Here is a 25830-nt window from a genome sequence, read left to right as displayed (position 1 = left end):
CACATGCGACAAGCCCCGTATTCGCGGGGCTCTGACCTCTGCAGTCTAACCGAGACGGGCCGTCCCACGTTGCACCGACCAGCACCTGTCAGGCTTGACGGGCGCGGTATGCGGCGACTGCGGCCCGATTGCCGCACGCGGTGCTGCAGAAGATCCGCGAGCGGTTGCGTGACAGGTCCAGCACCACGCCGTCGCACGTGTCGTCGGCGCACACGCCGAGCCGCGACATCTCGTCGGCCCGGATCACGTCGACCATCGCCATGGCGCTCTCGACGGCGATGCGCACCGCGAAGCGCTGATCATCCTGGACGGCGTGCAGGTGCCAGTCCGTGTCGCCGTGCCTCGCCAGCTGCGGGAGCGCCGCATTCTCGCGCAGCATGGCGTTCACCAGGTCGACCGCGTCGTCGCGACTCGCCAGGAGCAGCTGGCGAAAGGCCGGGCGCATCGCCCGCACCTCTTCCAGCTCAGCACGCGTGCCGCGCAGCACGCCGGTGTAGCCATGGTCGGCGTAGAAGGCGGCGAGCTGCTCGGGGGTCTCGAGGGTGTCGGGCTCGAGGGCGGAGTTGGCCAGCCAGACCAGCGATCCGAGCGCCCCCTCGACGTCATGCGCGAAAGCCATGTTGACACATTACACCGTCGCCACTAACGTCACATGTCATGGAGCCTATGACTCATGACGTTCGGTCCTCCGAGATCGCCGCGTCCCGCACGGCCGCCGGCCTCACCCTCGCCGTGCTGTCAGCGCTCTCCTTCAGCCTGTCCGGTCCCCTGGCCAAGGGTCTGATCGAGGCCGGATGGACCGCCGGCTCCGCCGTGACGGCACGCGTACTCATCGCCGCGGCCGTCCTCGCGATTCCAGCGCTGGTGGCTTTGCGGGGCCGGTGGGCGCTGTTGCGCAGCAACCTCGGACTCGTGCTCGCCTACGGCACCATCGCCGTCGCGGGCTGCCAGCTCGCCTACTTCAACGCCGTCGACCGCATGCAGGTCGGCGTCGCCCTGCTGATCGAGTTCACCTCGCCGGTCGCCGTGCTGGCGTGGATGTGGTTCCGGCACCACCAGCGACCCAGCCGGCTCACGGTTGTCGGTGCGTTGCTGGCCGCGGCCGGCCTGGTGCTCGTGCTGGACCTGCTGTCAGGAGCCGATGTCGACCCGCTGGGCATCGTCTGGGCCCTGGGAGCCATGGCAGGAGCGGCGTTCTACTGGATCATCTCCGGCGACGAGGACAACGGACTACCCGGCATCGTGCTGGCCGCCGGCGGCGTGATCGTCGGCGGAGTCGTGCTGCTGCTCGCCGGTGTCATCGGCATCATCCCGCTCGCCGCCAGCCGGTCGGACGTGGTCCTGGCCGGCACGTCGCTGCCGTGGTGGGCCGCCCTCGCCGCGCTGGGCATCGTCACCGCGGCACTCGCCTACGTGCTGGGCATCGCGGCCACCCGGCGCCTCGGGTCCCGACTCGCCTCGTTCGTCGGGCTGTCCGAGGCTGTTGCGGGTGTGGTGTTCGCCTGGCTGCTGCTGGGCGAGACCCCTCGGTCTGTCCAGCTGGTCGGCGGTGCGTTCATCCTCGCCGGCGTCGTCGCCGTACGTCTGGGTGAGCCGAAGGTCGCCGGGGCGCCTCCCGCTGGTGTCGCACCGTAGGCTGACCCTCCCATGACACGACTTCTCGCGATTGCCAACTCCGGTGCCGGATCCTCCGACGACCAAGTCACCGACCAGGTGATCAGGGCCCTCGAGAAGAGTTACGACGTCGAGCTGGTGAGCACGGGCGGCCTCGACGACCTGAAGGAGGCGTTGGCAGCTCGGCCCGATCTCGACGGGGTGGTCGTGCTGGGCGGCGACGGCAGCCTGCACGCGGTGGTCGCCGCGCTGCACGCAGTCGACCGACTCGGCGACGTGACGATCGGCCTCGTGCCCCTGGGCACGGGCAACGACTTCGCCGCGACGCTCGGCCTGCACCCCGATGCCGTGTCTGCGGCCGAGGTCATCGTCGAGGGCACGACCCGCCAGATCGATCTCATCATCGATGGCACGGGCAATGTCGTCATCAACGCGGCCCACATCGGCATCGGCGCCGAGGCTGCCGCCGCGGCACGGCCCTGGAAGAAGTCGCTCGGACCGGCGGGTTACGCGGTGGGTGCTGCCATCACCGGCCTCAAGGGGCTGACGACACCCGGCGCCCGGCTCAAGATCAGCGTCGATGGCAGGACGCTCTCCCGGAGGTCCCCCGTCATCCAGGTGGCGGTCGGCAACGGCCAGTTCGTCGGGGGCGGAGCGCCGCTGTTGCCGCAGGCCGACCCGTCTGACGGGGAGCTCGACATCTCGGTGTCCTACACCGAGTCGGCCCGACGACGCATCGCCTACGCATTCAGCGTGCGACGCGGCGACCACCACCAGCGCGACGACGTCGTCTACCTGCGCGGCAGCCACGTCACCGTCGACGGAGACGCCCTCCGCTGCACCAGCGACGGCGAGCTGGCGGAGGCCTCCCAGCACTATGAGTGGCGGATCGTTCCCGCCGCCCTGACCATGTACGTCCCCTGACCTCCGGCCCGACGAGCTACTTCACCAGTACGGCGTAGGCCTCCGGGCTCGACTCGTGCAGGAACTCGCGGCACCGGTGGGTCTCGGCGTCGTCGCCCAGACGTGCCGAGGCCTCGGCGAGCGCAGCGAGCGCGCGAAGAAACGGCTGATTCGGCTCGTGTGACCACGGCACGGGGCCGTGGCCCTTCCAGCCACTGCGACGCAGCATGTCCAGGCACCGGTGGTATCCGGTGCGGGCGAAGGCGTACCCCTCCAGGTCGATCCCGTCGTCGAGGGCCGTCTCGGCCAACGTGATCCATGCCGACACCGAATCGGGGTGCAGCGAGGCCACGTTCTTGGGATCGCTCCCCTCGGCCAGCATCGCCGCGCCGGGGTCCTCGGGCAGGAAGGTCTCGGGCGGTTCGCCCAGCAGGTTCGTCATGCCCCCATCCTGACACCCGTCACATGATTCCCAGGAGAACCCCGAAAGCTGGCGCCTGACCCTCGTTGCAACAGGGGTGATGTGTCACCTTCCGGGTACCGGGTCGCCGTCCACAGCGAGGTGGCCGTGGGTCGACTGTCCACAGTCCTTCAGGTGTCGTCGGTCGAAGGCCCCGCATCGATCAACGATGAGGTCGTGAACGATCAACTGATCCACCGCGCCGAGGCCCGAGGGTTCATCTCGCGCCGTGAGATCCTCGACTCTGGGTACGACGACCGCGACATCCGAGAAGCCAAGGCGATCGGTCTGCTGACCAGGATCGGCGCAGGGCTCTACGCACTCTGCGCTACCTACGACTCGCTCTCCGCCGAGAAGAAGCTCGTGGCCAAGAGTCGCGCCGTGTTCCATCGACATCGCGGGGCCGTCGTGCTCACCCACCAGTCGGCGGCGGCCATCCACGGCATGGCGCTGTGGAATGCGTCGCTCGAGGAAGTGCACGTCACGCGCAAGGACTCCGGCCGCGGACGGCATGAAGCAGGTGTTCAGCACCACGTGGGCACCATCGCCGACGCCGACGTGGTCGAGGTGAACGGGGTCCTGGTCTCCTCGCCCGATCGTTGCGTGTGGGAGCTGGTATGCGGCCTGACCACCGAAGCCGGACTGGTCACGGCGGATTCCGCGCTGCACCAACGGCTGGTCACTCCCGACTCGCTGCTCGAGACCTCAGGCCCGTTCCACACCTGGCGCGGATCACGGTCGGGACGACTCGTCCTCAGCCTGGCCGACGCTCGCGCTGAGTCGCCGGGCGAATCGCGAAGCCGATACCTGTTCTGGCGTCATGCCCTACCCCAACCGGACCTTCAGTTCACGGTGCTCGACGAGCGCGGACTCCTCGTGGCGCGTACCGACTTCGCCTGGGAGCTCTACCGGCATCTTGCCGAGTTCGATGGTCGCATCAAGTTCGACGGCACGTTCACTCCCGAAGGATTTCAGACGGTCTTTGACGAGAAGCGACGCGAAGACCGAGCGCGCGCGCAGGGGTGGGGTCTGTCGCGCGTCATCTGGAAGGACCTGCGCCAGGACAACGCCCACACAACGGCGACGCGGATCCGTCACGCACTCGAGCAGTCTCGTTCGCTGTACGGCCGCACGATCATCGCGTGACAGAAAGCTGGCACATCACCCCTGTTGCAACGAGGGTGATGTGCCAACTTTCGGGGTTCTCCTGGGAATCAGGAGACCAGAGTGATCAGAGGCGGGTGCCGGCGGAGCGGAGGGCGGCGCAGGCCTCGGCGACGCGGGTGGACATGCCGGCCTCGGCGGCCTTGCCCCAGGCGCGGGGGTCGTACTGCTTCTTGTTGCCGACCTCGCCGTCGACCTTGAGCACGCCGTCGAAGTTGCGCAGCATCCACTCCGCGACGGGGCGGGTGAAGGCGTACTGGGTGTCGGTGTCGACGTTCATCTTGACGACGCCGTAGTCGACCGCGGCCGAGATCTCATCAGGCAGCGAGCCCGATCCACCGTGGAAGACCAGGTCGAACGGTGCGGCCTTGCCGTACGTGTCGGCCACGACCTGCTGGGCCTTCTGCAGGACCTCGGGGCGCAGCTTGACGTTGCCCGGCTTGTAGACGCCGTGCACGTTGCCGAAGGTGAGCGCGGTCAGGTAGCGACCGTGGTCGCCGGTGCCCAGCGCCTCGGCGGTGGCCAGGGCGTCCTCGGGCGTGGAGTACAGCTGGTCGCCGCCGCCGCCCTCGACGCCGTCCTCCTCGCCACCGACGACACCGATCTCCACCTCGAGGATGATGTTCGCCGCCGCGCACCGGGCCAGCAGCTCCTGGGCGATCTCCAGGTTCTCCTCCAGCGGCACGGCCGAGCCGTCCCACATGTGTGACTGGAAGTACGGGAGCCCCCCGGCCTTGACCCGCTCCTCGGACGCTGCCAGCAGCGGACGCACGAACCCGTCGAGCTTGTCCTTGGGGCAGTGGTCGGTGTGCAGGGCCACGTTGACCGGGTACTGCTTGGCCACCTCGGCGGCGAAGGAGGCGAAGCCCAGGGCGCCCGACACCATGTTCTTGACCGTCGGGCCGGAGAAGTACTCCGCGCCGCCGGTCGAGACCTGGATGATGCCGTCGCTCTCCGCCTCGGCGAATCCTGCCAGGGCCGCATTGAGCGCCTGCGAATTGGCGACGTTGATGGCCGGGTAGGCGAACGACTCGCTCTTGGCCTTGTCCAGCATCGCGGCGTAGACCTCGGGTGTGGCGACGGGCATGCGAGCTCCAGATTTCGTGGGGGATCGTGTCCGGCCAGTATTCCAGCCGCCCACCCCGGCGACGAACTACCCCGCCATCGCCTTGACCACGGCGCGTGCCGCGACCTGCACCGGGCTCCACGTCGACCCGAAGGGCGGCGCGTAGGCGAGGTCGAGCATGACGACGTCGTCGATGGTGAGTCCGCTGGCCAGCGCCGTGCCGATGACATCGATGCGCAGGGCCGCGTCCTCGGCCCCGACGATCTGCGCCCCGAGCAGCCGGCGCGTGGTGCGGTCACCGACCATCAGCACCGTCATCTCGGCCGAGCCGGGCATGTAGCCGGCGATGTTGGTGGTGACCACCGAGGCGACCACGGGGTCGAATCCGGCGTCCCTGGCCTGCTGCTCGCCCAGTCCCGTGCGCGAGATCTCCAACGAGCAGAACTTGGTGATCGCGGTCTGCACGACGCCGGGAAAGGTCAACGAGGGAGCGCCGTCGAGAATGTCTGCCGCGATGGCGTCGGCGGCGACCATGCCCTGCTTGTTGGCGTGGGTGCCGAGTGCCAGGTGGACGTGATCGCCGGTGACACGGTCGATCGAGGCCACGCAGTCGCCCGCCGCCCAGATGTCGTCGCGACCGACCACCTGCTGGTGCTGATCGACCATCAGCGCCCCCTTGGGCCCCCGCGTCAGACCAGCGTCTGCGGCCAACGAGGTGCGGGCCGAGACGCCCAGGCCGAGAATGACCAGGTCGGCCGGGATCGACTCGCCGTCGACCTCGACGGCCGTGACCCGGCCATCGTCGTCGAGGGTGAAGCCGGTGACCGCCGTGCTCTCGCGCAGGTGGATGCCGCGGGCGCGCATCGCATCGGCGATCAGCTCGCCCATCTGCGGTTCCACGATCGGCAGGGGAGTCGGCGCCTGCTCCACGACCGTCGTGTCGAACCCGCGCGAGACGCACGCCTCGGCCATCTCCAGGCCGATGTAGCCACTGCCGACCACCACGACGTGCTCGGGGCGACGGTCCATGGCGTCGATCACGGCCTGACCGTCGTCGAGGGACTGCACACCGAGGATGCCGTCACCGTCGATGCCCGGCAGGTCCGGCCGCAATGGCTCGGCGCCGGTGGCGATGACGAGCCGGTCATAGGTGAGAGGATCGCCCTTCGCGAGGGCAAGGCTCTTGGCCTCGACATCGATGGCCGTGACCTCGACACCGGTGCGCAGATCGATGCCGTTCTCGCGGTGCTCCTCGGGGGTGCGCGCGACCAGGTCGTCAGCAGAATCGACGTCGCCAGCGATCCAGTAGGGGATGCCGCACGCGGAGTACGACGTGCGGTCGGTGCGTTCCAGCACGATCACCTCGTGCTCGTCGGGCAACGTGCGCCGCAGATTCGAGGCGACGGTCGCACCTGCTGCGTCGCCCCCGATCACCACCACTCGAGACATGCCTTCGACCCTACGGGCCGATGAGGAGACGCGCAGGCAGGATCAGGGCGAGGTGCTGTCGGCGATCGAGCCGCCGACGAAGACGGCACCTGCCACCAGCAGGCAGCCGAGCACCGGCCAGATCACCATCACCGAAACCCTCGAGACTGCGCGCGCGATGCCGACGCCCGACAACACGAACGCACCGATGATGGCGAGATAGACCAGACCCGAACCCAAGGAGATCCTGGCGGTGCTGCACTCGCCGGGGCCGCACGTGTCGGTGGCCATCACGAAGAAGCCGGTCAGGATGAAGGCCGCCACCGACTCCAGGACGAGGATGATCAACGCGAACGTCGTGGCGACGACATCGAGCACCCGACCGGCCGACATCAGCGCTCGGGCGAGGAGGGGACACCGTGGTCCCGGATCCACGCGTGCATCGCGATGGCGGCTGCGGCCCCTGCGTTGATCGAACGCGTCGATCCGAACTGGGCGATCGACAGCAGCGAGGTGCTCGCGGCACGGGCCTCGTCGCTGAGCCCGGGGCCCTCCTGGCCAAACAGCAGCACACAGCTCACCGGAAGGGGCGTCGTCTCCAGGGGCGTCGAGCCGGCCGTGTTGTCGATGCCGATGATCGGCACCGTCTCGCTGTCAGCCCACGCGTGCAGCGCAGCGACATCGGCGTGGTGACGCACGTGCTGGTAGCGATCGGTGACCATGGCGCCACGACGATTCCAGCGCCGCTTGCCCACGATGTGCACCTCAGCGGCGAGGAACGCGTTGGCGGTGCGCACGATCGACCCGATGTTGAAGTCGTGCTGCCAGTTCTCGATGGCGACGTGGAACGGATGGCGGCGTTCGTCGAGGTCCGCAACGATCGCCGCCAGGCTCCAGTAACGGTACCGGTCGGCGACGTTGCGGGTGTCGCCGTCGCGCAGGAGGTCGGGGTCCCAGTGGGTTCCGTCGGGCCAGGGGCCGCTCCACGGACCGACGCCGATGGCTGGTTCGGTCCCCGACGGCTCGGGCGCCGGGGGCTCGGTCACGGCGGGCCCATCAGGAGGACGCGACACCGAACTCGGCGCGGTAGGCGCGAACTGCGTCGAGGTGCTCGGCGTGGTCGCCCGTGCGCTCCAGGTACTCGACGATCTCGTCGAGGCTGACGATCGAGGTGACCGTGGTGCCGAGGTCGCGCTCGACCTGGCCGATCGCCGACAGGTCCCCGGTACCGCGCTCCTGCCGGTCCACGGCCACCACGATGCCGGCGATCGAGGCGCCCTCGGCGGCGATCACCGTCTCGACCTCACGGATGGCCGTGCCCGCCGTGATGACGTCGTCGACGACCAGGGCCCGCCCGACCAGCGGCGCACCGACGATCAGGCCGCCCTCACCGTGGTCCTTGGGCTCCTTGCGGTTGAAGCACCAGGGGACGTCGCGACCGTGGTGGTCGGTCAGGGCGACGGCCGTGGCGGCGGCGATCGGGATGCCCTTGTAGGCCGGCCCGAGCAGCACGTCGAACTCGACGCCGCTGTCGACGATCGCCGACGCGTAGTGCCGGCCGAGGGCGGCGAGACGCTCACCGGTGTTGAACAGACCTGCATTGAAGAAGTACGGCGACGTGCGGCCCGACTTGAGCGTGAACTCCCCGAACCGCAGCACCCCGTGCCGCAGGGCCAGCTCGATGAACTCCCCCGACGTGGCCGACGAGCTCATGCCGCGTCGGCGGAGACAGCCCGGTCCGCCGGCGGAGCCGTGGCCTCCTTGTCGACCGTGTCGACGAGATCGCCGACCACGATGTTGCGGTCGTCGGTGTGGAACAGCTCCGAGCAGGTCAGCATCGTCAGCTGCGAGGACGTGGGCGCCTCGCCCTTGGAGTCGGGGTCCGGGACGTTCCACAGCGGCCAGCTGGTGGTGAAGTCGACGGTGATCTCGTCGCCGTCGTGCTTCAGCTCGTAGGTGTAGATCTTGGTGCGCGTCTCGACCTCGACCATGTCGCCGGCGCGTAGGTTGAGGAAGTCGCGGAACGGCTCGCCGTGGGTGACGCGGTGCCCCGCGATGGCGAAGTTTCCCTTCTCGCCGGGCAGGGAGCCGTCGGGGTACATGCCCACGCCCTCGGCGAGGGTGGCGTCGTCGAAGCCCTCGACGATCGGGATCTCGAAGTCCTCACCGAAGCGGTCGACCCGCAGCAGCGCGACGGCGTCGCCCTCGATGCCGTTGCTCCACTGCGCCTGGGTGGTCTCGGTGATCTCGGTGGCCTTCTGCTTGGACACGATGTTGGTGCCGAAGTACTGCCACCCGAACCAGCCGACCATGCTCAGCCCACCCACGATCAGCAGCACACCGATCAGCGTGACGATGCGGCTGCCCGCACCACGCCGACGACGTGGGGGCCGCGAGGCGCGCCGGGACGGAGAGGCCGTGGTCGTCATGGACTCAGTGTTTCACCGAACACCGAATCAGACCGGCCCGGTCTCGAACCTCGCCGATAAAAATCTGATTTCGCTCCCCCGGCAGCGCGAGAGGGCCTAGACTAGAGGGGTCGCCCCACCGTTTCACCCCCCGAGAACGGTGGGGTGACTTATGTCCCCACCGCTGCGCGCGGCCACGCTCCACGCAGGTACTGCGGCGCGTAGCCGGCATCGTCGCGCTCCACGCCCAGCGTCGCCGCAGCTCGCAGCGGCCAACCTGGATCACGGAGTGCCGCGCGCCCCAGCAGGACGACATCGGCCGATCCGTCGGCCAGCACCTGCGCGGCCTGCTCGGGCTCGGTGATGAGACCGACCGCCCCGGTCGGCAGGCCACTGACCTGACGCACCTCGGCAGCGAAGGGCACCTGGAAGCCCGGACCGACGGCGATCTGCTGCTCGGCGATCGCGCCGGCCGAGGAGACGTCGACGAGATCGACGCCGTGACCGGCGAGCAGCTGGCTGATCCGGGCGGTCTGCTCGACGTCCCAGCCCTGCAGGCCGTCGGGCGCCCAGTCGGTGGCCGACAGCCGCACCAGCAGAGGCTTGTCCGCAGGCCAGACGGCCCGCACGGCGTCGACGATCTCGACGAGCACACGGGTGCGATTCTCGAAGGAGCCGCCGTACTCGTCGGTGCGCTCGTTGATGAGCGGGGAGAGGAACTGGTGCACGAGGTACCCGTGGGCGGCGTGGATCTCGACGGTGTCGAAGCCGGCCTCGTCCGCGCGGCGCGCTGCAGCCGCAAACGCACCAGGCAGGGCGCGCACCTCCTCGAGGCTCAGCGCACGCGGTGCGTCATTGCCCGGGTAGGCGGTCGCGGTGGGAGCCACGGTCTGCCAGCCGTCGGCTGCATCGGGCACGCTGCCCTCGCCAGCCGGGAACAGACCGTAGGTGGAGGCCTTGCGGCCCGCGTGCGCCAGCTGCACGCCGATGGGGGTGCCGCGCTCGTGCACGAACTCGACGATCTTGCGCCACGCCTCGGCCTGCTCGTCGTTCCACAGCCCGGTGTCCTCGGGACTGATCCGGCCCTCGGGGACGACGGCGGTGGCCTCGGTCAGGACGAGGCCGAAGCCGCCGATCGCGTGCGAGCCGAGGTGGACCAGGTGCCAGTCGGTCGGCACCCCGTCGCGCGCCGTGACGCTGTACTGACACATCGGCGCCAGCCAGATCCGATTGGCGGTGGTCATGCCGCGAAGGGTCAGGGGCTCGAACAACAGGCTCATGCTGGGTGCAACCGCACACCGGCGCAATCGCTTCCCCGGCTTCACCAGATCAGCGCGGCACGGACGTAGGCTCGGACCATCATGCGATCACCTGCGGCACGCCTAGACGGACTCGGCACGACGGTCTTCGCGGAGATGACCGCACTCGCTCTGAAGACCGGCTCGGTCAACCTCGGGCAGGGTTTTCCGGATACCGACGGTCCCGACAGCGTGATCGACCGCGCTGTGGAGGCCCTGCGGTCGGGGCGCAACCAGTACGCCCCAGGCGCCGGCGTTCCCGAGCTGCGGGTCGCAATCGCCGATCATCAGCGGCGCCTCTACGGCATCGAGCTCGACCCGGACACCGAGGTGGCAGCCAGCACCGGCGCGACCGAGGCGATCGCCGCCGCACTGCTCGGTCTGATCAATCCTGGCGACGAGGTCGTGGTGCTCGAGCCGTACTACGACTCCTACGTCGCAATGCTGCAGATGGCCGGCGCGGTCCGACGACCCGTCACGTTGCGGGCTCCGGACTTCCGCCTGCCGATCGACCAGCTGCGCACGGCGGTCACCGAACGCACCACCGCGATCCTGCTGAACTCGCCGCACAATCCGACCGGCGCGGTGCTGACCCGCGACGAGCTGGCTGCCGTGACCGACCTGGCGATCGAGCACGACCTGATCGTGATCAGCGACGAGGTCTACGAGCACCTCACGTTCGGCGTCGAGCACATTCCCATCTCGACCCTGCCCGGCATGGCCGAGCGCACCCTGACGATCAGCTCAGGGGGCAAGAGCTTCTCGTTCACCGGCTGGAAGGTCGGCTGGGCGAGCGGACCGGCCGGTCTGGTGCGCGCCATGACGGGCGCCAAGCAGTTCCTCACCTTCACGTCGGGATCGCCCCTGCAACCCGCGATCGCGGCCGCCCTGGACGACGCCGAGGCCATCACGGGCGATCTCCGCCGCACCCTGCAGGCCAGACGCGACCAGCTGTGCGCCGGACTGGCCGACATCGGATTCGACGTGTTCGTGCCCGATGGCACCTACTTCGCGACCACCGACATCCGCTCCTTGGGCTTCGAGGACGGCCTGGAATTCTGCCTGTCCCTGCCCGAGCGCTGCGGCGTGGTGGCGGTCCCCCACCAGGTGTTCTACGACGACAAGGAGGCCGGGCGGCCGCTGGTGCGCTGGGCGTTCTGCAAGACCGAATCGGTCATCGACGAGGCCCTCCAGCGGCTTCAGGCCCTGCGACCGTAGCCGGCAGCGATCACTCGACCAGCCCCCGCGGAACAGGCTCTGCGGCTGCTAGTGCAAGGGATCGATTGACGTGTCGAACTCTTGGGGCTTTTTATGCAGGTACAGGTCGCCGTCGGCCCGGGCAATGAGACTTTCCTCGGTGTCAGATGGTTGGGCCTCGACGAGGCCGTACGTCCAGGGGACACTCGAATCGACTTGGAGGCGGTCGAGCAGGTCCTTGGCCCGTGTCAGAGTGGTGTTCGGGAGAAGTAGCACGAACTCGTCGCCGCCCGTGCGAGCGATCGAGTCACGGCGACGTGTGGCGTGCTCGAGGTGTGCCACCATGACGATCAACATCTGGTCGCCGGCGGCGTGCCCGAACCGATCGTTGATTGCCTTGAACCCGTCGAGGTCAATGGCCACGACCGCCAGGGGTGCGCGCGTGCGGGCCGTGTCGGCGAGCTCGTGACTGAGCCGTGAGGCAAGCCCGTTGCGGTTCAGCGCGCCGGTGAGTGGGTCGGTCTCAATCTGCCGGTCCAGCTTCGCGCGCAGGTACAGGGCGGCTTCGAGACAGAAGGTCGACGCAAGTACCAGGTTCGCCCAGGTCGCGAACAGGCTCCCGATGCCGCCGATCCAGACAGCCGATCCAGACAGCAGGAACATCGCGGCGACGCTGGTTCGAGCGGTTCGATGGTCGAAGAACCACCCCAGGTAGCAGCTCATCATGGGGTAGAGCACGAGGTTGTTCACCGCCATGGTGACGTCGGCGGCCTGCGCGGTCTGCAGGGCTGTGACCCCGATGAACAGCCAGCACGCGGCGAGCGCCGCCCACGGTGGGAACCGTTCGCCGAGCGCGGCCGGCAGGCCCGCCGCCGTCACGGCCAGGGCAATGATCAAGATGGTCCACCGAGTAGAGACGTTGACCGATCCTGTGAGGAGGTCGAGGACCCCTGTGGCCGCGACCACCGCAGCAGCCAGTGAAGTCACCAAGGCAAACGACGCCGACCTGACGGTCTTGCTCGTGCGAGGTCCGTGCACCGTTACCTCCAATCTCGCGGTGCTTACCATGTCACGTTTCTGACCACCCTGCAGGGCCTTTTCGGCGGCGTGCTGCCAGGACTGCCCACCCGCTGCCCGGACCCGCCGCGTGTCGTTCGTCGTGGTCGTCACGTGCACCCCGCATCCCTCACGGACACCGTCCGAAACCATGGGTGGAGCATTCCTCCGTCATGACTGGGCGTGTCCAGACCGGATGTTCGCGGCGTAGGGTGGGCGGCGCGCGGGAGCCCGGGGACGATCGGGGCTGAGAGGGCACATACGCCGACCGCTGAACCTGATCTGGATCATGCCAGCGAAGGGAGCGATGATGGTGCTGTCCGGCACCGATGTACTCGTGATCGGCCACGGCGTGGTCGGCGCCATCGCCGCGTGGCGGGCGCGGGTCGCAGGCCTCGCGGTGACCTGCCTGGACCCGCATCCGGGTGCGGGTGCCTCCTACGCCGCGGCGGGGATGCTGGCGCCTGTCACCGAAGCCGACTTCGGCGAGCACGACCTCGTGCGGCTCAACGTGGCGTCGGCAGCCCGGTGGCCGGCATTCGCGGCCGAGGTCGAGCACGCCTCCGGCATGGACATCGGCTTCTGCACGAGCGGGATCCTCTCCGTCGCCTATGACGTGGGCGATGCCCAACAGCTGGACCGGCTGTGTCAGGTCCAGCGACGCTGGGGACTCGAGGTCGAAGAGCTGGCCGTCGCCGGGGCACGCGACCGCGAGCCTTTGCTCGGACCCCGGATCGCAGGCGCCTACTGGGTCCCGGGCGACCACCAGGTCGACCCGCGTGCCCTCCACCGGGCGCTGCGCGAGAACCTTGCCCGGCTCGGCGTCACGACGTTCTCGGTCGCTGCGGCTCGGCTTCTCACGGACTCCGCCGGCGCGGTGGTCGGCGCTGTCGACACTGAGGGAGTCACCCATCTGGCGGACCGCGTCGTGGTCGCCGCAGGACATGCAACTCGCGCACTGGTTGCCCCGCTGGAAGGGGTCGAGGCTCCCACACGTGCGGTCAAGGGACAGATCGTCCGCCTCGACGGTCGCGACGCAGGGTGGATCGGTGAAGCCCGCATCGTGCGTGGGCTCGTGCAGCAACGTCCCGTCTACGTCGTGTGGCGGCCCAGCGGCGAGATCATCATCGGGGCCACCTCCGAAGAGCTTCCCGACGACCGGCAGTCCACCGTCGGTGGCGTCTTCGGACTGCTGCGCGACGCGCGCGCCATCATTCCGGGCCTCGACGAGCTACCCATCGCCGAGCTCGCCGCGCGCGCCCGGCCGGGCAGTCCGGACAACCTGCCACTGCTCGGCCAGACCGCTACTCCGGGGCTGATTCTGGCCACCGGCCACTATCGCAACGGCATCTTGCTGGCCGCCCTCACGTCCGACGCCTGCGACGCGATCTTCGCGCAGCGCCCCCTCGACGAGTTGTGGTCGACAGCCGACCCGATGAGATTCTGCACGAAGGAGACCAGATGACCGCACTGACCGTCCACATCAACGGCGAGGCCCGCCAGCTCGCGCCCGACACCTCGCTCGAGCAGATCGTCATCGAGCTGTCGTCCGGTCCGGCCAGGTGCGCCGACGACGGCAGGCCTCGCGGAGTCGCGGTCGCCGTCAACGACTCGGTGGTCCCCCGCGGGCAGTGGTGCACGACGTCTCTCCGCGCCGGGGATCACGTCGAGATCGTCCGCGCCGTCCAGGGAGGCTGACCCATGACCGATGATCTGCTGTGCATCGCCGGTGTCAGCTTCGACTCGCGGCTCGTGATGGGGACGGGCGGCGCAGCAAGCCTGCTCGGCCTGGAGGAGGCGTTGCTCGCCTCCGGGACCGAGCTCACCACTGTCGCGATGCGCCGCGTGCAGGCCGGCAACGAAGAATCCGTCTGGGCCGTGCTCGAGCGCAACGGCATCAAGGCCTTGCCGAACACAGCCGGCTGCTTCTCGGCCAAGGAGGCTGTCCTCACCGCCCAGCTCGCGCGCGAGGCCTGCGCGACGAGCTGGGTCAAACTCGAGGTCATCGCCGACGACATCACGCTGCTCCCCGACCCGGTGGAGCTCCTCAAGGCGGCGGAGCAGCTTGTCGCTGACGGCTTCGTCGTGATGGCCTACACGAACGATGATCCGATCATCGCGCGCAAGCTCGAGGACGTGGGCTGCGCCGCGGTCATGCCGCTGGGCGCCCCGATCGGCTCGGGGCTGGGCATCCTCAACCCGCGCAACATCCACGCGATCACCCAAGCGGCGAGGGTCCCGATCATCCTGGACGCCGGCATCGGCACCGCATCGGATGCGACGCTGGCGATGGAGCTGGGTTGTGATGGCGTGCTCCTCGCGACCGCGGTCACCCGGGCCGCCGATCCGGTCCGCATGGCCCTGGCAATGAAGCAGGGCGTCGAGGCCGGGCGCCTGGCCTTTGGGGCGGGGCGCATACCCCGACGCGACGAGGCTCTTGCGTCGTCGTCACCGGACGGGCGGGCCAACCTCGACCTCGCGCTCTGAGATGCGGCTCCCACCTCGGCCTGCACGACTGCGGGGGCCGGCGCGTGGCGTGTCTCGGTCGGGCAGACTGACGGGATGAGTGACTCGACCGTGGCCTCAGCCAGACAGCGTCTTGTTCAAGCGCGCCTCTATCTGTGCACCGATGCGAGCAAGGGCCCGGCCGGCCTTGTCGCACTGGTGCGCTCGGCCATCGCAGGCGGTGTCGACATCGTCCAGGTCCGCGACAAGTCGCTCGCGGCTCGCGACGAGCTCGCCCTCCTCGACGACGTGCGCGACATCTGCGACGAGGCCGGGACGCTGTTCGCCGTCAACGACCGTGCCGACTTCGCCACGCTGACCGGCGCGCAGATCCTGCACACCGGGCAGGACGATCTCCCCGTGGCCGACGCACGCACCCTCGTGGGTCCCGACGTGCTGCTGGGACGCTCCTCGCACAGCGTCGAGCAGGCCGCGACCGCCGAGGCCGACAGCGATGTCGACTACTTCTGCGTTGGCCCTCTGTGGGAGACGCCGACGAAGCCCGGTCGCGCTGCCGTCGGTCTCGACACGCTGCGCCAGGTCGTCTCGTGCGATCCGGTCAAGCCCGTCTTCGCGATCGGGGGGATCGACAACGCACGACTCGGCTCGGTCATGGATACCGGAGCCACACGCATTGTTGTCGTGCGCGCGGTCACCGAGGCCGACGATCCCGAGGCCGCGGCCCGCAGGCTGCGTTCACGGCTCGACGCCTCGGCCTGATCCGAGCTGCCAGCACGAAGCGAAACGGAGACAGCGCAGCCAGACGAGGGCCACAGTGTCACGGTGCCCACGTCGGGCAAGACCCGACGCCGATTGCCGATCACTTGGTGCCGCTCCTGCTCGGCATGGCGCGCGACGGGGCACCACCGATCTTCTGGTCACCACCGACCGCGGTGGGCAACTCCACGGGCCCTCATTCCAGCGGTCAACGGACTGGCCGACGCTGGGTCGCGGTCGCCGATCCACGATCTGCGGCGCACCGACATGATGCCTACGGCTCGTGCGGAGCCGAGGTCGGGAGAATCGAGGCACGGGCCGATCACTCGTCCAGCGCCCCGGCGGACCAGGACATCCGCTACGTGGGTAACGCCGACGATCGCGCTGTGTGCGGCTGAACGCGCCCGGCGCACGTGAGGGCAAGCCAAGCACGAGGGCTCCACATGAATTCGTGGAGCCGCCTGTCGGAATCGAACCGACGACCTTTTCATTACGAGTGAAACGCTCTACCGACTGAGCTAAGGCGGCCAACGGTCCAGCGGGGATCGCCCGCCGAACCGGAATCGAGTCTACCCACTGCCTGCCATCGCGACGAACTGGCCGCCGCACTGCGGTCGCGAGGGCCGGGACAAGTACTCCGTCCGCGTCTACGCTGCGTCCATGACCACTCCCCCCACCACCACGGCCGTCGTCACCGGAGCAGGCCGCGGCATCGGGCTGGCCTTCGCCCGAGGCCTGGCCGATCAGGGCCACCGGGTCGTGCTGACCGACATCGACGGCGTCGCAGCAGAGCAGGCTGCTGTGGAGATCGGCAGGGGTGCCGTCGGGATCTCGCACGACGTTCGCGATCCGGCCTCGAGTCGCGCCGTCGCCGAGATGGCCGGCGAGCACGGGCGGCTCGCGGTGTGGGTCAACAACGCGGGTGTGCTGTTCGCCGGACCTGCCTGGGAGAGCACCGACGACGAGCTCGCCACGATCCTCGACGTCAACGTCCGTGGTGTGATGGGCGGCTGCTCCGCCGCGATCTCCCAGATGGGCACCGCTGGCGGCCGCATCCTCAACGTCGCCTCCATCTCCGCGCTGACGCCCGTGCCGGGACTCGCGATGTATGCCGCGACCAAGGCGGCCGTGCTGTCGTACACGACCTCGTTGCAGGGCGACCTGCGTCATGCTGGTCTACCCGTCACCGTCAAGGCGCTGTGCCCCGATGTCGTCGGAACCGACATGGTGACGTCACGGGAGAAGGACCCCGGTGCAGCCATGTTGTTCTCCGGGCCCAGGCCGCTCGACGCGGACGAGGTCGCCGCTGCCGGTCTCGACCTGTTGGACAGCCGGCAGGTGTTCCGGGTCGTGCCGCGCTGGCGCGGTGCCCTGGTGCGCACGGTCGACGTTGCTCCCTCGACCGGACTGCCCCTGCTGCGTGTCATGCGCAGGCTCGGAGACGCACGCCAGGCGAAGTCCTGAGCGACGTCCGAGCGTGTGGGACTGCCTCAACTCGTCGCGGGCCACCTAGGATCGGGGCGTGGACGACGACGTGCAGACCGAGCTGGAACAGATCCGCGCGAGCATCGACAACATCGATGCCGCGCTCGTGCACGTGCTGGCCGAACGGTTCAAGTACACCCAGCGGGTGGGACGACTCAAGGCCGAGCACGACCTGCCGCCGGCTGACCCCGACCGCGAGTCACGTCAGATCGCGAGGCTGCGCAGCCTCGCCGACGATGCCGACCTCGACCCGGCCTTCGCCGAGAAGTTCTTGAACTTCATCATCGATGAGGTCATCCGCCACCACGAGGCCATCCGGGGCTGACAAATTTTGTGACGTAGATCGTCACTCCTGAACCAGGAAGTGACGATCTACGTCACAAAATTTGGTCTACTCCTCGCACGTGGTGTCGTTCTCCGGGACCGTTCCGTCCACCAGGTAGGCGTCGATGGTGTCGTCGATGCACTGGTTGCCGGAGTTGTAGGCGGTGTGGCCGTCGCCCTCGCGGGTGAGCAGCACGCCCGAGGAGAGCTGGTCGGCCAGCTTGACCGCTGACTCGTAGGGGGTGGCGGGATCGCGTGTGGTGCCGACGACCACGATGGGTGCGGCGCCCTCGGCGGGCACCGGCTCCTGAGGGTTGCTGGGACGGATCGGCCAGTCGGTACAACCGAGCGCCCCCCATCCCAACGACCGCCCGAACACCGGCGACGCCTGCTCGAAGCGCGGCAGCGCATCGCGGACCGTCTCGAGGTCGGGCTGCTCGGACTCGTCGAGGCAGTTGATCGCGTAGATCACCTGCCCGATGTTGCCCGCGTACGAGCCGTCGGTGTCGCGGCTGAAGTAGGCGTCGGACAGCAGCAGCATCGTGGTGCCGTCGCCGTCCACGACCGCCTGCTGCAGCGCCTGGGTGAGGACGTCCCATGTCTGCTCGCTGTACAGCGGCAGCGCCAGGCCGTAGAACGCCTGGCCCTCGGTGAGCTCTCGACCGACCCCGGTGGGCATCGGCGTGGAGTCGAGCTGCTCGAGGAGGTCCGCCACGGTCGTGCGCGCCTCCTCGATCGACGAGCCGATGGGGCAGTCGCCCTGATCGACGCAGTACGCGGCATAGGCGTCGAAGGCTCGCTGGAATCCGGTGGCCTGTCCCAGCGATGCCTCGATGCTGTCCTCGAGCGGATCGACCGCGCCGTCCAGCACCATGCGCCCGACCGTGTCGGGAAACAGGTTGGCGTAGGTGGCGCCCAGCACGGTGCCGTAGGAGGCGCCGAACCAGTCGAACTCGTCCTGGCCGAGCAGCGCCCGCACGACGTCCATGTCCCGCGCGGCCTCCTCGGTCGAGACGTGCGCGGCCAGCTCGCCGGAGTTCTCCTGGCAGGCCGTACCCAGGTCGGTGAGGCTCTCACGCAGTGCCGTGACCTCCGCCGGGTCGTCAGGATCGGGATCGGTCTGGGTGAACTCGTCAAAGCCTGCGTCCGACAGGCACTCCAGCGGCGTGCTCTCGCCGACACCGCGCGGGTCGACACCGACGACGTCGTAGGCGTCGAGGACCGAGGAGCCGAACTGGGTGGACATGGAGTCGGCGAAGTCGAGCGCCGATCCGCCGGGTCCACCGGGATTGACGAAGACCGCCCTCGACGCGTCCGAGTCGCCGGCCGGATAGACCTTCACCGCGAGCTCGAGCGTGTCGCCCGTGGCGTCCTCGTAGTCGATGGGCACCGTGACCCGCGCGCACTGCGCGTCGCCGCAGTCAGTCCACTCCAGATCCTGCTCGTAGTAGCTGGCCAGCGACGCATCGACCGCCTCGCCCGTGGCCTGGGGCGGCTCCCACTCCCCGCCACCGGCACGGGTGCCCACGAAGACGGCGGCGATCGCCACCAGCACCACCGCCACAGACGCGGCAGCAATGACGACGAGACGGGTTCGGGTCATGAGCGAAGCTCCAACATCATGCGTTCGAGGGCCAGGGGTGCGGCCGCGTTGGCGGCCAGCGCGTCGCGACAGCTCACGATCGCATCGATCGTGCGGATGGTCGATTCGGGGGTCCACAAGCGGGCGAGTGCCGCGATCTGGTCGATGGCGTCGGCATTGACGAAACCGGTGCCGGAGCCCAGCTGCGAGGCGACGACGTCGCGACACAGCGACAACAGCTCGAGCAGCACCCCGTCGATGGAGTCGAGCGCGAGCCGCTTGCGGCGCCTGGTCTGGTCCTTCTCCATCGACGACAGGGCACCGGCATAGCCAGCGGGGCGGCGGCCACGCTCCTCCACACCCCAGGTCTGACGCAGGTCGGACAGCTCGTCGGCCTCAGAGGTGTCGGCGAGGCCGGAGGCGTGGGCCGTGGCGGCCTCGACGACGGCATGCGCCGCGGTCACGCAGTCGCCGATGGTGCGCAGCTCAGAGGGCAGGGACAAGATGTCGCGCCGGCGTTGCCGGGCTGCAGGGTCGCGCGCGAGCCCCCGGGCCCGTCCGATGTGACCCTGCGAGGCAGCGGCGGCTGCCTCGGCAACGTCGGGGTCGATGCCGTCGCGCTCAACCAGCAGTCGGGCGATGTCGGCAGCTGGCGGGGTGCGCAGCAGCACCGGCCGGCAGCGCGACCGGATGGTGATGACGACGTCCTCGAGCGCCGGCGCACACAGCATCCAGATCGCGTGCGGCGACGGTTCCTCGACGGCCTTGAGCAGCGCGTTGGCAGCCGCCTCGGTGAGCCGGTCGGCGTCCTCGACGATCATGATCTGCCACCGTCCCACCGCCGGACGCAGGGCGGCCCCTCGCACGTGCTGACGAGCGTCGGCCACACCGATCGACAGTCCAGCGGTGTTGATGACCGTGATGTCGGGATGACTGCCGGCCCGGGCCGTGGTGCACGACTGACAGTGACCGCACCCGTCGGAGTCGCACTGCAGGGCGGCGGCGAAGGCGCGGGCGGCGTTGGACCGGCCCGACCCCGGCGGGCCGGTGAACAGCCACGCGTGGGTCATGGAGCGGCCCTCCCCCGACGCCGACGCGACCGCAGCCTGCAGGGTCTGCACGACCGGAGCCTGCCCGACCAGGTCGGACCACACCGTGGCCCGGGCGACAGCAGTCATCTGCGCTTCTCCAACCACGGCTCGACGGCCGGGCGGATCGCCGCGTGGACGTCGTCGGGGCCACCGCCGGGAGGCACCACGAGGTAGTGCTGGGGGTCGGCTGCCGCGAGGTTCAGGAAGCCCTCGCGCACACGGCGGTGGAACTCCAGCGGCTCGGCCTCGATGCGATCGGCACCCTCGAACCGGGTGAGACCCAGCTCAGGATCGACGTCGAGCAGCACCGTGAGGTGCGGGCGCAGGGAACGGGTGGCCCAGCGAGCGACGTGCTCGACCTCCTCGACGGCCAGAGCACGTCCGGCGCCCTGATAGGCCAACGTCGAATCGACATAGCGGTCGGTGATGACGACGTGTCCCGCCTCGAGCGCCGGCAGCACCACCGAGTCGACGTGTTCGGCCTTGTCGGCGGCGTAGAGCAGGGCCTCGGTGCGCGGCGACAGGTCGCCGGTCTCGTGGCCGAGCACGATGGAGCGCAGCTGCGCACCCACCGCCGTGCCACCGGGTTCTCGAGTCAGCACGACCCGGTGACCGAGGCTCTCCAGCCACTCGAGGAGCAGGGCCGACTGGGTGGACTTGCCGCCTCCCTCACCACCCTCGAGGGCGATGAACACCCCGGAGTCGGCGAAGTACGGCTGCATGGGGGCGAGCCTAGTGGGCGGGTCCGACTGGCCCAGCCGGACGGTTGTCGAACCCACCTGCTCAGTAGGTGAGCACTACCGTGAGCGAGTCGAGGAAACCTTCGATGCTCGCCGAGAACTGCTCCTCGTAGTCGCCGTTGCCGCAGGCGGTGTAGGCGATGAGCGCGAAGTCGCCGTACCGGTGGGCGCGCAGCAGACCCTGGGCCTCATCGCCGGATCGGAAGGAGCGCTCGACGAACTTCTGCTCCACCTGCGCCGAAGAACCCTCCACGCTGGCCGGCACCATGACGGTGCTCTCGGTGACGTCGAGATCGCCGGACCCGCCGAGGGCCTCACCGATCTGCTGCACCTGCTGGTCCGCGATCTCGTCGTCGGTGGGGGTGTCGTCGGATCCGACACCAGCCGGCTGCTGGATCCCGACGACACACGCGGAGTCTCCGACCTGCCACTGCGCCGAGCCCTGCTCGGTCTGCAGCTGTCTCCAGCCGGACGGAACCGCCGACGGCTTCCAGACGACGTCCGTGGGCGGTTCGTCCGCGACGATCTTGGCCGTCACGTCGTCCTCGGACGAGCTGGCGCTCGGTGCCGGGTCGTCGGTCGCGTCAGATCCGCAGGCCACGAGCCACCCGCACAGCATGACGACCGCGGCCGCCTGTCCCCTGCGCTTCATCGATCCCCCTCGGACCTGGACTGCTGAACTGGTGTAACGCCTCAAGACGTCTTGGTCGGGGCCTTCTTGGTGGCGGCCTTCTTGGCCGGGGCCTTCTTCGCTGCAGTCTTCTTCGTCGCTGCCTTCTTGGCCGGAGCCTTCTTGGCGCCGGTCTTCTTCGCCCCGGCCTTCTTGGTCGTCTTCTTGGCGGTCTTCTTGCCGCCCTTCTTGGCGGGGCCCTTGGCGCGTCGCTCGGCGAGCAGCTCGTAGGCCCGCTCGGGCGTCAACGTCTCGACGTCGTCGTCCTTGCGCAGCGTGGCGTTGTACTCGCCGTCGGTGACGTAGGCGCCGAAGCGACCGTCCTTGGCGACGACGGGCGTGCCGCTGACCGGATCCTCGCCCAGCTCCTTGAGCGGCGGCTTGGCCGCACGTCGCCCGTAGGTCTTGGGCTGGCTGTAGATCTCGCGCGCACGTTCCTCGGTGATCGTGAGGAGCTCCTCCTCCTTCTCCAGCGAGCGCGAGTCGGTGCCCATCTTCAGGTACGGCCCGTACCGACCGTTCTGGGCCGTGATGTCGACGCCATCGACGCCCGTGCCCACCACGCGCGGCAGGGTCAGCAGCGTGACGGCCTCGTCGAGGGTGATCAGCTCCAGCGACATGGTCTGGAACAGGCTCGCCGTGCGTGGCTTGTCGGCCTTCTTGGCGCCCTCGGGCAATGCCTCGGTGACGAACGGACCGTACCGGCCGTTGCGGACGGTGACCATGAGACCGGTCTCGGGATGAGAGCCCAGCTCCTTCTCCATGCCGGCCGGGGTGGCCAGCAGCTCGCGGGCCTTCTCGAGGGTCAGCTCGTCGGGGGGCAGGTCCTCGGGCACGTTGCCACGGGTGGGGACCTGCTTGCCGTCGTCATCGGTGCTGAACGGAGGGCCCTCGACATAGGGGCCGTAGCGGCCGACGCGCAGGTTGACGTCGTCACCCAGCGGGAACGTGGCCAGACCACGCGCGTCGATGTCGGGCAGGTTCTGGATCAGCAGCTTGAGGCCGGTGTTGTTCTCACCCTGCCCCGCCCAGAAGTTCTGCAGCACGTGCAGACGGGCCTCGCGGCCCCCGGCGACCTCATCCAGGACGCTCTCGAGCTCGGCGGTGAAGGAGTACTCGATGAGACGTCCGAAGTGCTGCTCGAGCAACCGGATGACGCTGAACGCGACCCAGGCCGGCACGAGCGCCGTGCCCTTCTTGTACACGTAGCCGCGGTTCTGGATGGTGCCGATGATCGAGGCGTAGGTCGACGGACGACCGATCTCACGCTCCTCGAGCTCCTTGATCAGCGTGGCCTCGGTGAAGCGGGCGCGCGCCTTGGTCTGGTGCCCGGCCTGACCCAGGTCGGCGGCTGTGACCGTCTGCCCCTCGGTCAGGTTGGGCAGCTTGGTCTGCTGGTCGTCTCCGGTGGCGTCGTCGTCGGTGGACTCGACGTAGGCCTTGAGGAATCCGTAGAACGTGATGGTGCGGCCTGACGACGCGAATTGAACGTCCTCTCCGCTACTCGCCCGTGCGCCGACGCGTATCGCGACTTGATCACCGACTGCGTCGCGCATCTGGGAGGCCACGGTGCGCTTCCAGATCAGGTCGTACAGCCGTGCTTCGTCGCCGGACAGCTTGGCCTGCTGCGGGGTCTTGAACGTCTCGCCGGCGGGCCGGATGGCCTCGTGCGCCTCCTGGGCGTTCTTGACCTTGCCGGTGTAGACGCGGGGCTTCTCGGGCAGGTACTCCTTGCCGTACAGCTCGGTGACCTGCGAGCGCGCCGCGCGGATGGCGGTCTGCGACAACGTGATCGAGTCGGTGCGCATGTAGGTGATGAGCCCGTTCTCGTACAGGCGCTGGGCGACCTGCATGGTGCGGGCAGCGCCGAAGCCGAACTTGCGCGACGCCTCCTGCTGCATCGTGGTGGTGCGGAACGGGGCGTACGGCTTGCGGGTGTAGGGCTTGGACTCCACCGACGACACCGTGAACGGCTGGTCGTGCAGGCCGTCGGCCAGCGCCGACGCGGCGATCTCGTCGAGGTGCACGACCTTGTCGCTGGTCAGCGATCCGCCGTTGTCGAAGTTGCTGCCGTTGGCGACGCGCAGGCCGTCGACGGTCGACAGCTTGGCGGGGAACTCGCGTGGGTCGTGGCCCTCACCGGCGTCGAAGGTGGCCTCGAGGTCCCAGTAGGAGGCCATCGCGAATTCCATGCGGTTGCGCTCGCGCTCGACCACGAGGCGCGTGGCGACGGACTGCACACGACCGGCGGACAGGCCGCTCATCACCTTCTTCCACAGCACCGGGCTGACCTCGTACCCGTACAGGCGGTCGAGGATGCGCCGGGTCTCCTGGGCGTCGACGAGATCCATGTCGACGTCGCGGGGGTTCTCCATGGCCCGCAGGATCGCGTCCTTGGTGATCTCGTTGAACACGATCCGCTTGACCGGGACCTTGGGCTTGAGCTCGTCGAGCAGGTGCCACGCGATGGCCTCGCCCTCGCGGTCCTCATCTGTCGCGAGGATGAGCTCGTCGGCGCTCTTGAGGAGCTTCTTCAGCTTGGTGATCTGGCTCTTCTTGTCCGCAGAGACCACGTAGACCGGCTCGAAGTCGTCGTCGATGTTGACGCCCAGGCGGGCCCAGGGCTCACCCTTGAAGGCCGCCGGAACCTCGTCGGCACCCCGGGGCAGGTCGCGGATGTGGCCGACGGAGGCGTCGACGACATAGCCGTCGCCGAGGTAGCCCGCAATGCTGCGGACCTTGTTCGGTGACTCGACGATGACGAGGCTGGTCAACGGGTGCTCCTTAGGTGGCCGACGCAGCACACGCTAACGCCTGCTGTCAAGCATTCAGACCACCCGGGTCTGAACCTGGTGAGAACTGTCCCCCCACGGTGACAGAATCAGCAGGTGGATATGTCGGGGTATCGGGTGCTGTGGCGCGACCCTCGCGTCCGGTCGCTGTTCGTCGCCGCCTTCTTCGCGCGCATCCCCGCCCTGGCGGCCCCGCTGGTGTTCACCCTGCACGTGGTGCAGAATCTCGACGGCACCTACGCGCAGGCCGGCCTGGTCGCAGCGGCCTCCACGATCGGCGCTGGCATCGGCTCGCCGTGGCGTGGCCGACTCATCGACCGCCTCGGGCTACGGCGAGCCGTGATCCCCTCGGTCGTCGCGGTGGCCGTGCTGTACCCGCTCGCCGCCTTCGCCTCGTTCGTGTTCCTGGTGCCCCTGGCCTTCTGCATGGGCTTGTTCCTCATACCCATCTTCTCGATCATGCGACAGGCGCTCAGCGTGCTGGTCTCGGTCGACCGCCGCCGTCTGGCCTTCTCGGCCGACAGCGTGGTGGCCGAGGCGAGCTTCATCATCGGCCCCGCCACCGGGGTCCTGGTGGTCACCCAGTTCGGTGCCAGCGCGGCGCTGGTCGCGATCGGCCTCAGCGAGGCTGCGGCCGGAGCCATGCTGCTGCGCCTCGATCCCCCGTTGCGTTCGGTCGCCGAGACCCCCGACGCCCAGCGAGGCGAGGAGCTGGCAGCCACGAAGGAGCCCTGGATGTCAGCGCAGATCGGCTTCCTGTTCCTCATCTCGGGCGGCGCGGTCATCACCCTCATCGCCACCGACCTGGGCATCGTCGCGGTGCTCGAGACCCTCGACAACACGGGAGCCATCGCGTTGGTCTTTGCCCTGTGGGGCGGAGCCTCTCTGGTCGGCGGGGTGCTCTACGGGGCGTGGCACCGCTCGTACCGGCCCACCCACCTGCTGCTCGCGCTCGGCCTGACGACCATCCCGGTCGGACTGGCAGGCAACGTGTGGGCGCTCGCCCTGGCGGTCATCCCCACCGGTTTTCTGTGCGCACCCACCCTCACCGCAGCAGCCGAGTGGATCACCGAGCTGACGCCCGAGGACCGTCGCGGCGAGGCGATCGGCTGGCACGGCACCTCGTTCACGATCGGCGCCGCGATTGGTGCTCCGGCCATCGGCCTGTCGATCGACCAGGTCGGTCCGTGGGGCAGCTTCGCGCTCGGCGGTCTGATTGCCACCGTCATCGCCCTGATCGCCTGGGGCGCGCAGCTGCTCCCGGGCCTCGGGCCGCCACCCAAGGCCGACACATCGGTCGCGCCGTCACAACTGCACGACTAGGTTCGCC

26 protein-coding genes, 1 tRNA gene and 1 riboswitch are annotated in these 25830 nt (G+C 69.0%); of the genes, 11 read left to right on the top strand and 16 right to left on the bottom strand.

Features of this window, described 5'->3' with window-relative positions; translation table 11 throughout:
* Positions 1 to 88: 88 nt before the first annotated feature.
* Positions 89 to 619, bottom strand: coding sequence for a CGNR zinc finger domain-containing protein (locus ACHAA3_RS11640; protein ID WP_435709178.1), 531 nt, complete (start codon positions 617 to 619; stop codon positions 89 to 91).
* 47 nt (positions 620 to 666) lie between these two features.
* Here ACHAA3_RS11640 and ACHAA3_RS11635 point away from each other — a divergent pair, with 47 nt between their 5' ends.
* The gene (locus tag ACHAA3_RS11635) at positions 667 to 1635 is read left to right on the top strand and encodes an EamA family transporter (protein ID WP_435709177.1); all 969 of its coding nucleotides are present in this window, start codon (positions 667 to 669) and stop codon (positions 1633 to 1635) included.
* Positions 1636 to 1647: 12 nt separating this feature from the next.
* A complete protein-coding gene (locus ACHAA3_RS11630) occupies positions 1648 to 2538 on the top strand; it encodes a diacylglycerol/lipid kinase family protein (protein ID WP_435709176.1) in 891 nt (296 codons plus the stop codon).
* A 16-nt stretch (positions 2539 to 2554) separates the two neighbouring features.
* Here ACHAA3_RS11630 and ACHAA3_RS11625 read toward each other — a convergent pair whose 3' ends face one another.
* Entirely contained in the window at positions 2555 to 2959 is a 405-nt protein-coding gene (locus tag ACHAA3_RS11625; RefSeq protein ID WP_435709175.1) for a DUF3151 domain-containing protein, read from the bottom strand.
* 195 nt (positions 2960 to 3154) lie between these two features.
* On the opposite strand from ACHAA3_RS11625, the gene ACHAA3_RS11620 reads away from it, so the two are divergent.
* Positions 3155 to 4123 carry a hypothetical protein gene (locus tag ACHAA3_RS11620; protein ID WP_435709174.1) on the top strand — a complete coding sequence of 323 codons (969 nt, stop codon included), beginning with the start codon at positions 3155 to 3157 and terminating at the stop codon, positions 4121 to 4123.
* A gap of 85 nt (positions 4124 to 4208) precedes the next feature.
* Here ACHAA3_RS11620 and fbaA read toward each other — a convergent pair whose 3' ends face one another.
* The 7 genes from fbaA to ACHAA3_RS11585 form a co-directional block, all read right to left on the bottom strand.
* Entirely contained in the window at positions 4209 to 5228 is a 1020-nt protein-coding gene (gene fbaA, locus ACHAA3_RS11615; RefSeq protein ID WP_435709173.1) for a class II fructose-bisphosphate aldolase, read from the bottom strand.
* A gap of 66 nt (positions 5229 to 5294) precedes the next feature.
* The gene (locus ACHAA3_RS11610; protein ID WP_435709172.1) at positions 5295 to 6656 is read right to left on the bottom strand and encodes an FAD-dependent oxidoreductase; all 1362 of its coding nucleotides are present in this window, start codon (positions 6654 to 6656) and stop codon (positions 5295 to 5297) included.
* Positions 6657 to 6698: 42 nt separating this feature from the next.
* On the bottom strand, positions 6699 to 7028 hold the full coding sequence (locus tag ACHAA3_RS11605) for a hypothetical protein (RefSeq protein WP_435709171.1): 330 nt from the start codon (positions 7026 to 7028) through the stop codon (positions 6699 to 6701).
* Positions 7028 to 7681 carry a TrmH family RNA methyltransferase gene (locus tag ACHAA3_RS11600; RefSeq protein ID WP_435709170.1) on the bottom strand — a complete coding sequence of 218 codons (654 nt, stop codon included), beginning with the start codon at positions 7679 to 7681 and terminating at the stop codon, positions 7028 to 7030. Before ACHAA3_RS11600 ends, ACHAA3_RS11605 begins: the two co-directional genes overlap by 1 nt.
* Before the next feature lie 10 nt (positions 7682 to 7691).
* A complete protein-coding gene (pyrE, locus tag ACHAA3_RS11595) occupies positions 7692 to 8348 on the bottom strand; it encodes an orotate phosphoribosyltransferase (RefSeq protein WP_435709169.1) in 657 nt (218 codons plus the stop codon).
* Positions 8345 to 9064, bottom strand: coding sequence for a sortase (locus ACHAA3_RS11590; protein WP_435709168.1), 720 nt, complete (start codon positions 9062 to 9064; stop codon positions 8345 to 8347). Before ACHAA3_RS11590 ends, pyrE begins: the two co-directional genes overlap by 4 nt.
* A 149-nt stretch (positions 9065 to 9213) precedes the next feature.
* Positions 9214 to 10323, bottom strand: coding sequence for an NADH:flavin oxidoreductase/NADH oxidase (locus ACHAA3_RS11585; protein ID WP_435709167.1), 1110 nt, complete (start codon positions 10321 to 10323; stop codon positions 9214 to 9216).
* Between the two features lie 81 nt (positions 10324 to 10404).
* Here ACHAA3_RS11585 and ACHAA3_RS11580 point away from each other — a divergent pair, with 81 nt between their 5' ends.
* A complete protein-coding gene (locus ACHAA3_RS11580) occupies positions 10405 to 11559 on the top strand; it encodes a pyridoxal phosphate-dependent aminotransferase (RefSeq protein WP_435709166.1) in 1155 nt (384 codons plus the stop codon).
* A 48-nt stretch (positions 11560 to 11607) separates the two neighbouring features.
* Here the strand turns inward: ACHAA3_RS11580 and ACHAA3_RS11575 are convergent, their stop codons facing one another.
* Entirely contained in the window at positions 11608 to 12525 is a 918-nt protein-coding gene (locus ACHAA3_RS11575; RefSeq protein WP_435709165.1) for a diguanylate cyclase domain-containing protein, read from the bottom strand.
* Between the two features lie 282 nt (positions 12526 to 12807).
* Positions 12808 to 12915, top strand: a riboswitch (TPP riboswitch).
* Between ACHAA3_RS11575 and thiO the strand changes: the two genes are divergently transcribed.
* The 4 genes from thiO (at position 12884) to thiE (ending at position 15819) form a co-directional block, all read left to right on the top strand.
* Complete coding sequence (gene thiO / locus ACHAA3_RS11570; RefSeq protein ID WP_435709164.1) at positions 12884 to 14059, top strand: glycine oxidase ThiO; 1176 nt, start codon at positions 12884 to 12886, stop codon at positions 14057 to 14059. Its footprint overlaps the riboswitch before it by 32 nt.
* The gene (gene thiS / locus ACHAA3_RS11565) at positions 14056 to 14292 is read left to right on the top strand and encodes a sulfur carrier protein ThiS (RefSeq protein ID WP_435709163.1); all 237 of its coding nucleotides are present in this window, start codon (positions 14056 to 14058) and stop codon (positions 14290 to 14292) included. The genes thiO and thiS overlap by 4 nt, the downstream gene beginning before the upstream one ends.
* Positions 14293 to 14295: 3 nt before the next feature.
* A complete protein-coding gene (locus ACHAA3_RS11560) occupies positions 14296 to 15081 on the top strand; it encodes a thiazole synthase (RefSeq protein WP_435709162.1) in 786 nt (261 codons plus the stop codon).
* Positions 15082 to 15156: 75 nt separating this feature from the next.
* On the top strand, positions 15157 to 15819 hold the full coding sequence (gene thiE / locus ACHAA3_RS11555; protein ID WP_435709161.1) for a thiamine phosphate synthase: 663 nt from the start codon (positions 15157 to 15159) through the stop codon (positions 15817 to 15819).
* A 449-nt stretch (positions 15820 to 16268) separates the two neighbouring features.
* On the opposite strand, the gene ACHAA3_RS11550 is transcribed toward thiE, so the two are convergent.
* Positions 16269 to 16344, bottom strand: a tRNA-Thr gene (locus ACHAA3_RS11550).
* A gap of 132 nt (positions 16345 to 16476) precedes the next feature.
* On the opposite strand from ACHAA3_RS11550, the gene ACHAA3_RS11545 reads away from it, so the two are divergent.
* A complete protein-coding gene (locus tag ACHAA3_RS11545; protein ID WP_435709160.1) occupies positions 16477 to 17280 on the top strand; it encodes an SDR family NAD(P)-dependent oxidoreductase in 804 nt (267 codons plus the stop codon).
* A 58-nt stretch (positions 17281 to 17338) separates the two neighbouring features.
* Positions 17339 to 17626 (top strand): chorismate mutase, encoded by a 288-nt coding sequence (locus tag ACHAA3_RS11540; protein ID WP_435709159.1) that lies wholly within the window; start codon positions 17339 to 17341, stop codon positions 17624 to 17626.
* 66 nt (positions 17627 to 17692) lie between these two features.
* Here the strand turns inward: ACHAA3_RS11540 and ACHAA3_RS11535 are convergent, their stop codons facing one another.
* The 5 genes from ACHAA3_RS11535 to topA all read right to left on the bottom strand — a co-directional run bounded on the left by ACHAA3_RS11535 (position 17693) and on the right by topA (position 24482).
* Positions 17693 to 19228 carry an alpha/beta hydrolase gene (locus ACHAA3_RS11535; protein WP_435709158.1) on the bottom strand — a complete coding sequence of 512 codons (1536 nt, stop codon included), beginning with the start codon at positions 19226 to 19228 and terminating at the stop codon, positions 17693 to 17695.
* A complete protein-coding gene (locus ACHAA3_RS11530) occupies positions 19225 to 20385 on the bottom strand; it encodes a DNA polymerase III subunit delta' (protein WP_435709157.1) in 1161 nt (386 codons plus the stop codon). The genes ACHAA3_RS11535 and ACHAA3_RS11530 overlap by 4 nt, the downstream gene beginning before the upstream one ends.
* On the bottom strand, positions 20382 to 21020 hold the full coding sequence (gene tmk, locus ACHAA3_RS11525) for a dTMP kinase (RefSeq protein ID WP_435709156.1): 639 nt from the start codon (positions 21018 to 21020) through the stop codon (positions 20382 to 20384). The genes ACHAA3_RS11530 and tmk overlap by 4 nt, the downstream gene beginning before the upstream one ends.
* A 61-nt stretch (positions 21021 to 21081) precedes the next feature.
* Positions 21082 to 21690: a hypothetical protein gene (locus tag ACHAA3_RS11520; protein WP_435709155.1), complete on the bottom strand. Its 609-nt coding sequence runs from the start codon at positions 21688 to 21690 to the stop codon at positions 21082 to 21084.
* 41 nt (positions 21691 to 21731) lie between these two features.
* Positions 21732 to 24482, bottom strand: coding sequence for a type I DNA topoisomerase (topA, locus tag ACHAA3_RS11515; protein ID WP_435709154.1), 2751 nt, complete (start codon positions 24480 to 24482; stop codon positions 21732 to 21734).
* A gap of 120 nt (positions 24483 to 24602) precedes the next feature.
* Between topA and ACHAA3_RS11510 the strand changes: the two genes are divergently transcribed.
* Positions 24603 to 25823, top strand: a complete 1221-nt coding sequence (locus ACHAA3_RS11510) for an MFS transporter (protein ID WP_435709201.1) — start codon at positions 24603 to 24605, stop codon at positions 25821 to 25823.
* Positions 25824 to 25830 lie beyond the last annotated feature (7 nt).

The sequence above is a fragment of the Aeromicrobium sp. CF3.5 genome, assembly GCF_051262695.1.
GTDB lineage: Bacteria > Actinomycetota > Actinomycetes > Propionibacteriales > Nocardioidaceae > Aeromicrobium.
Note: the sequence above shows the minus strand (reverse complement) of the source record. Positions and strands in the feature narration are given on the sequence as shown.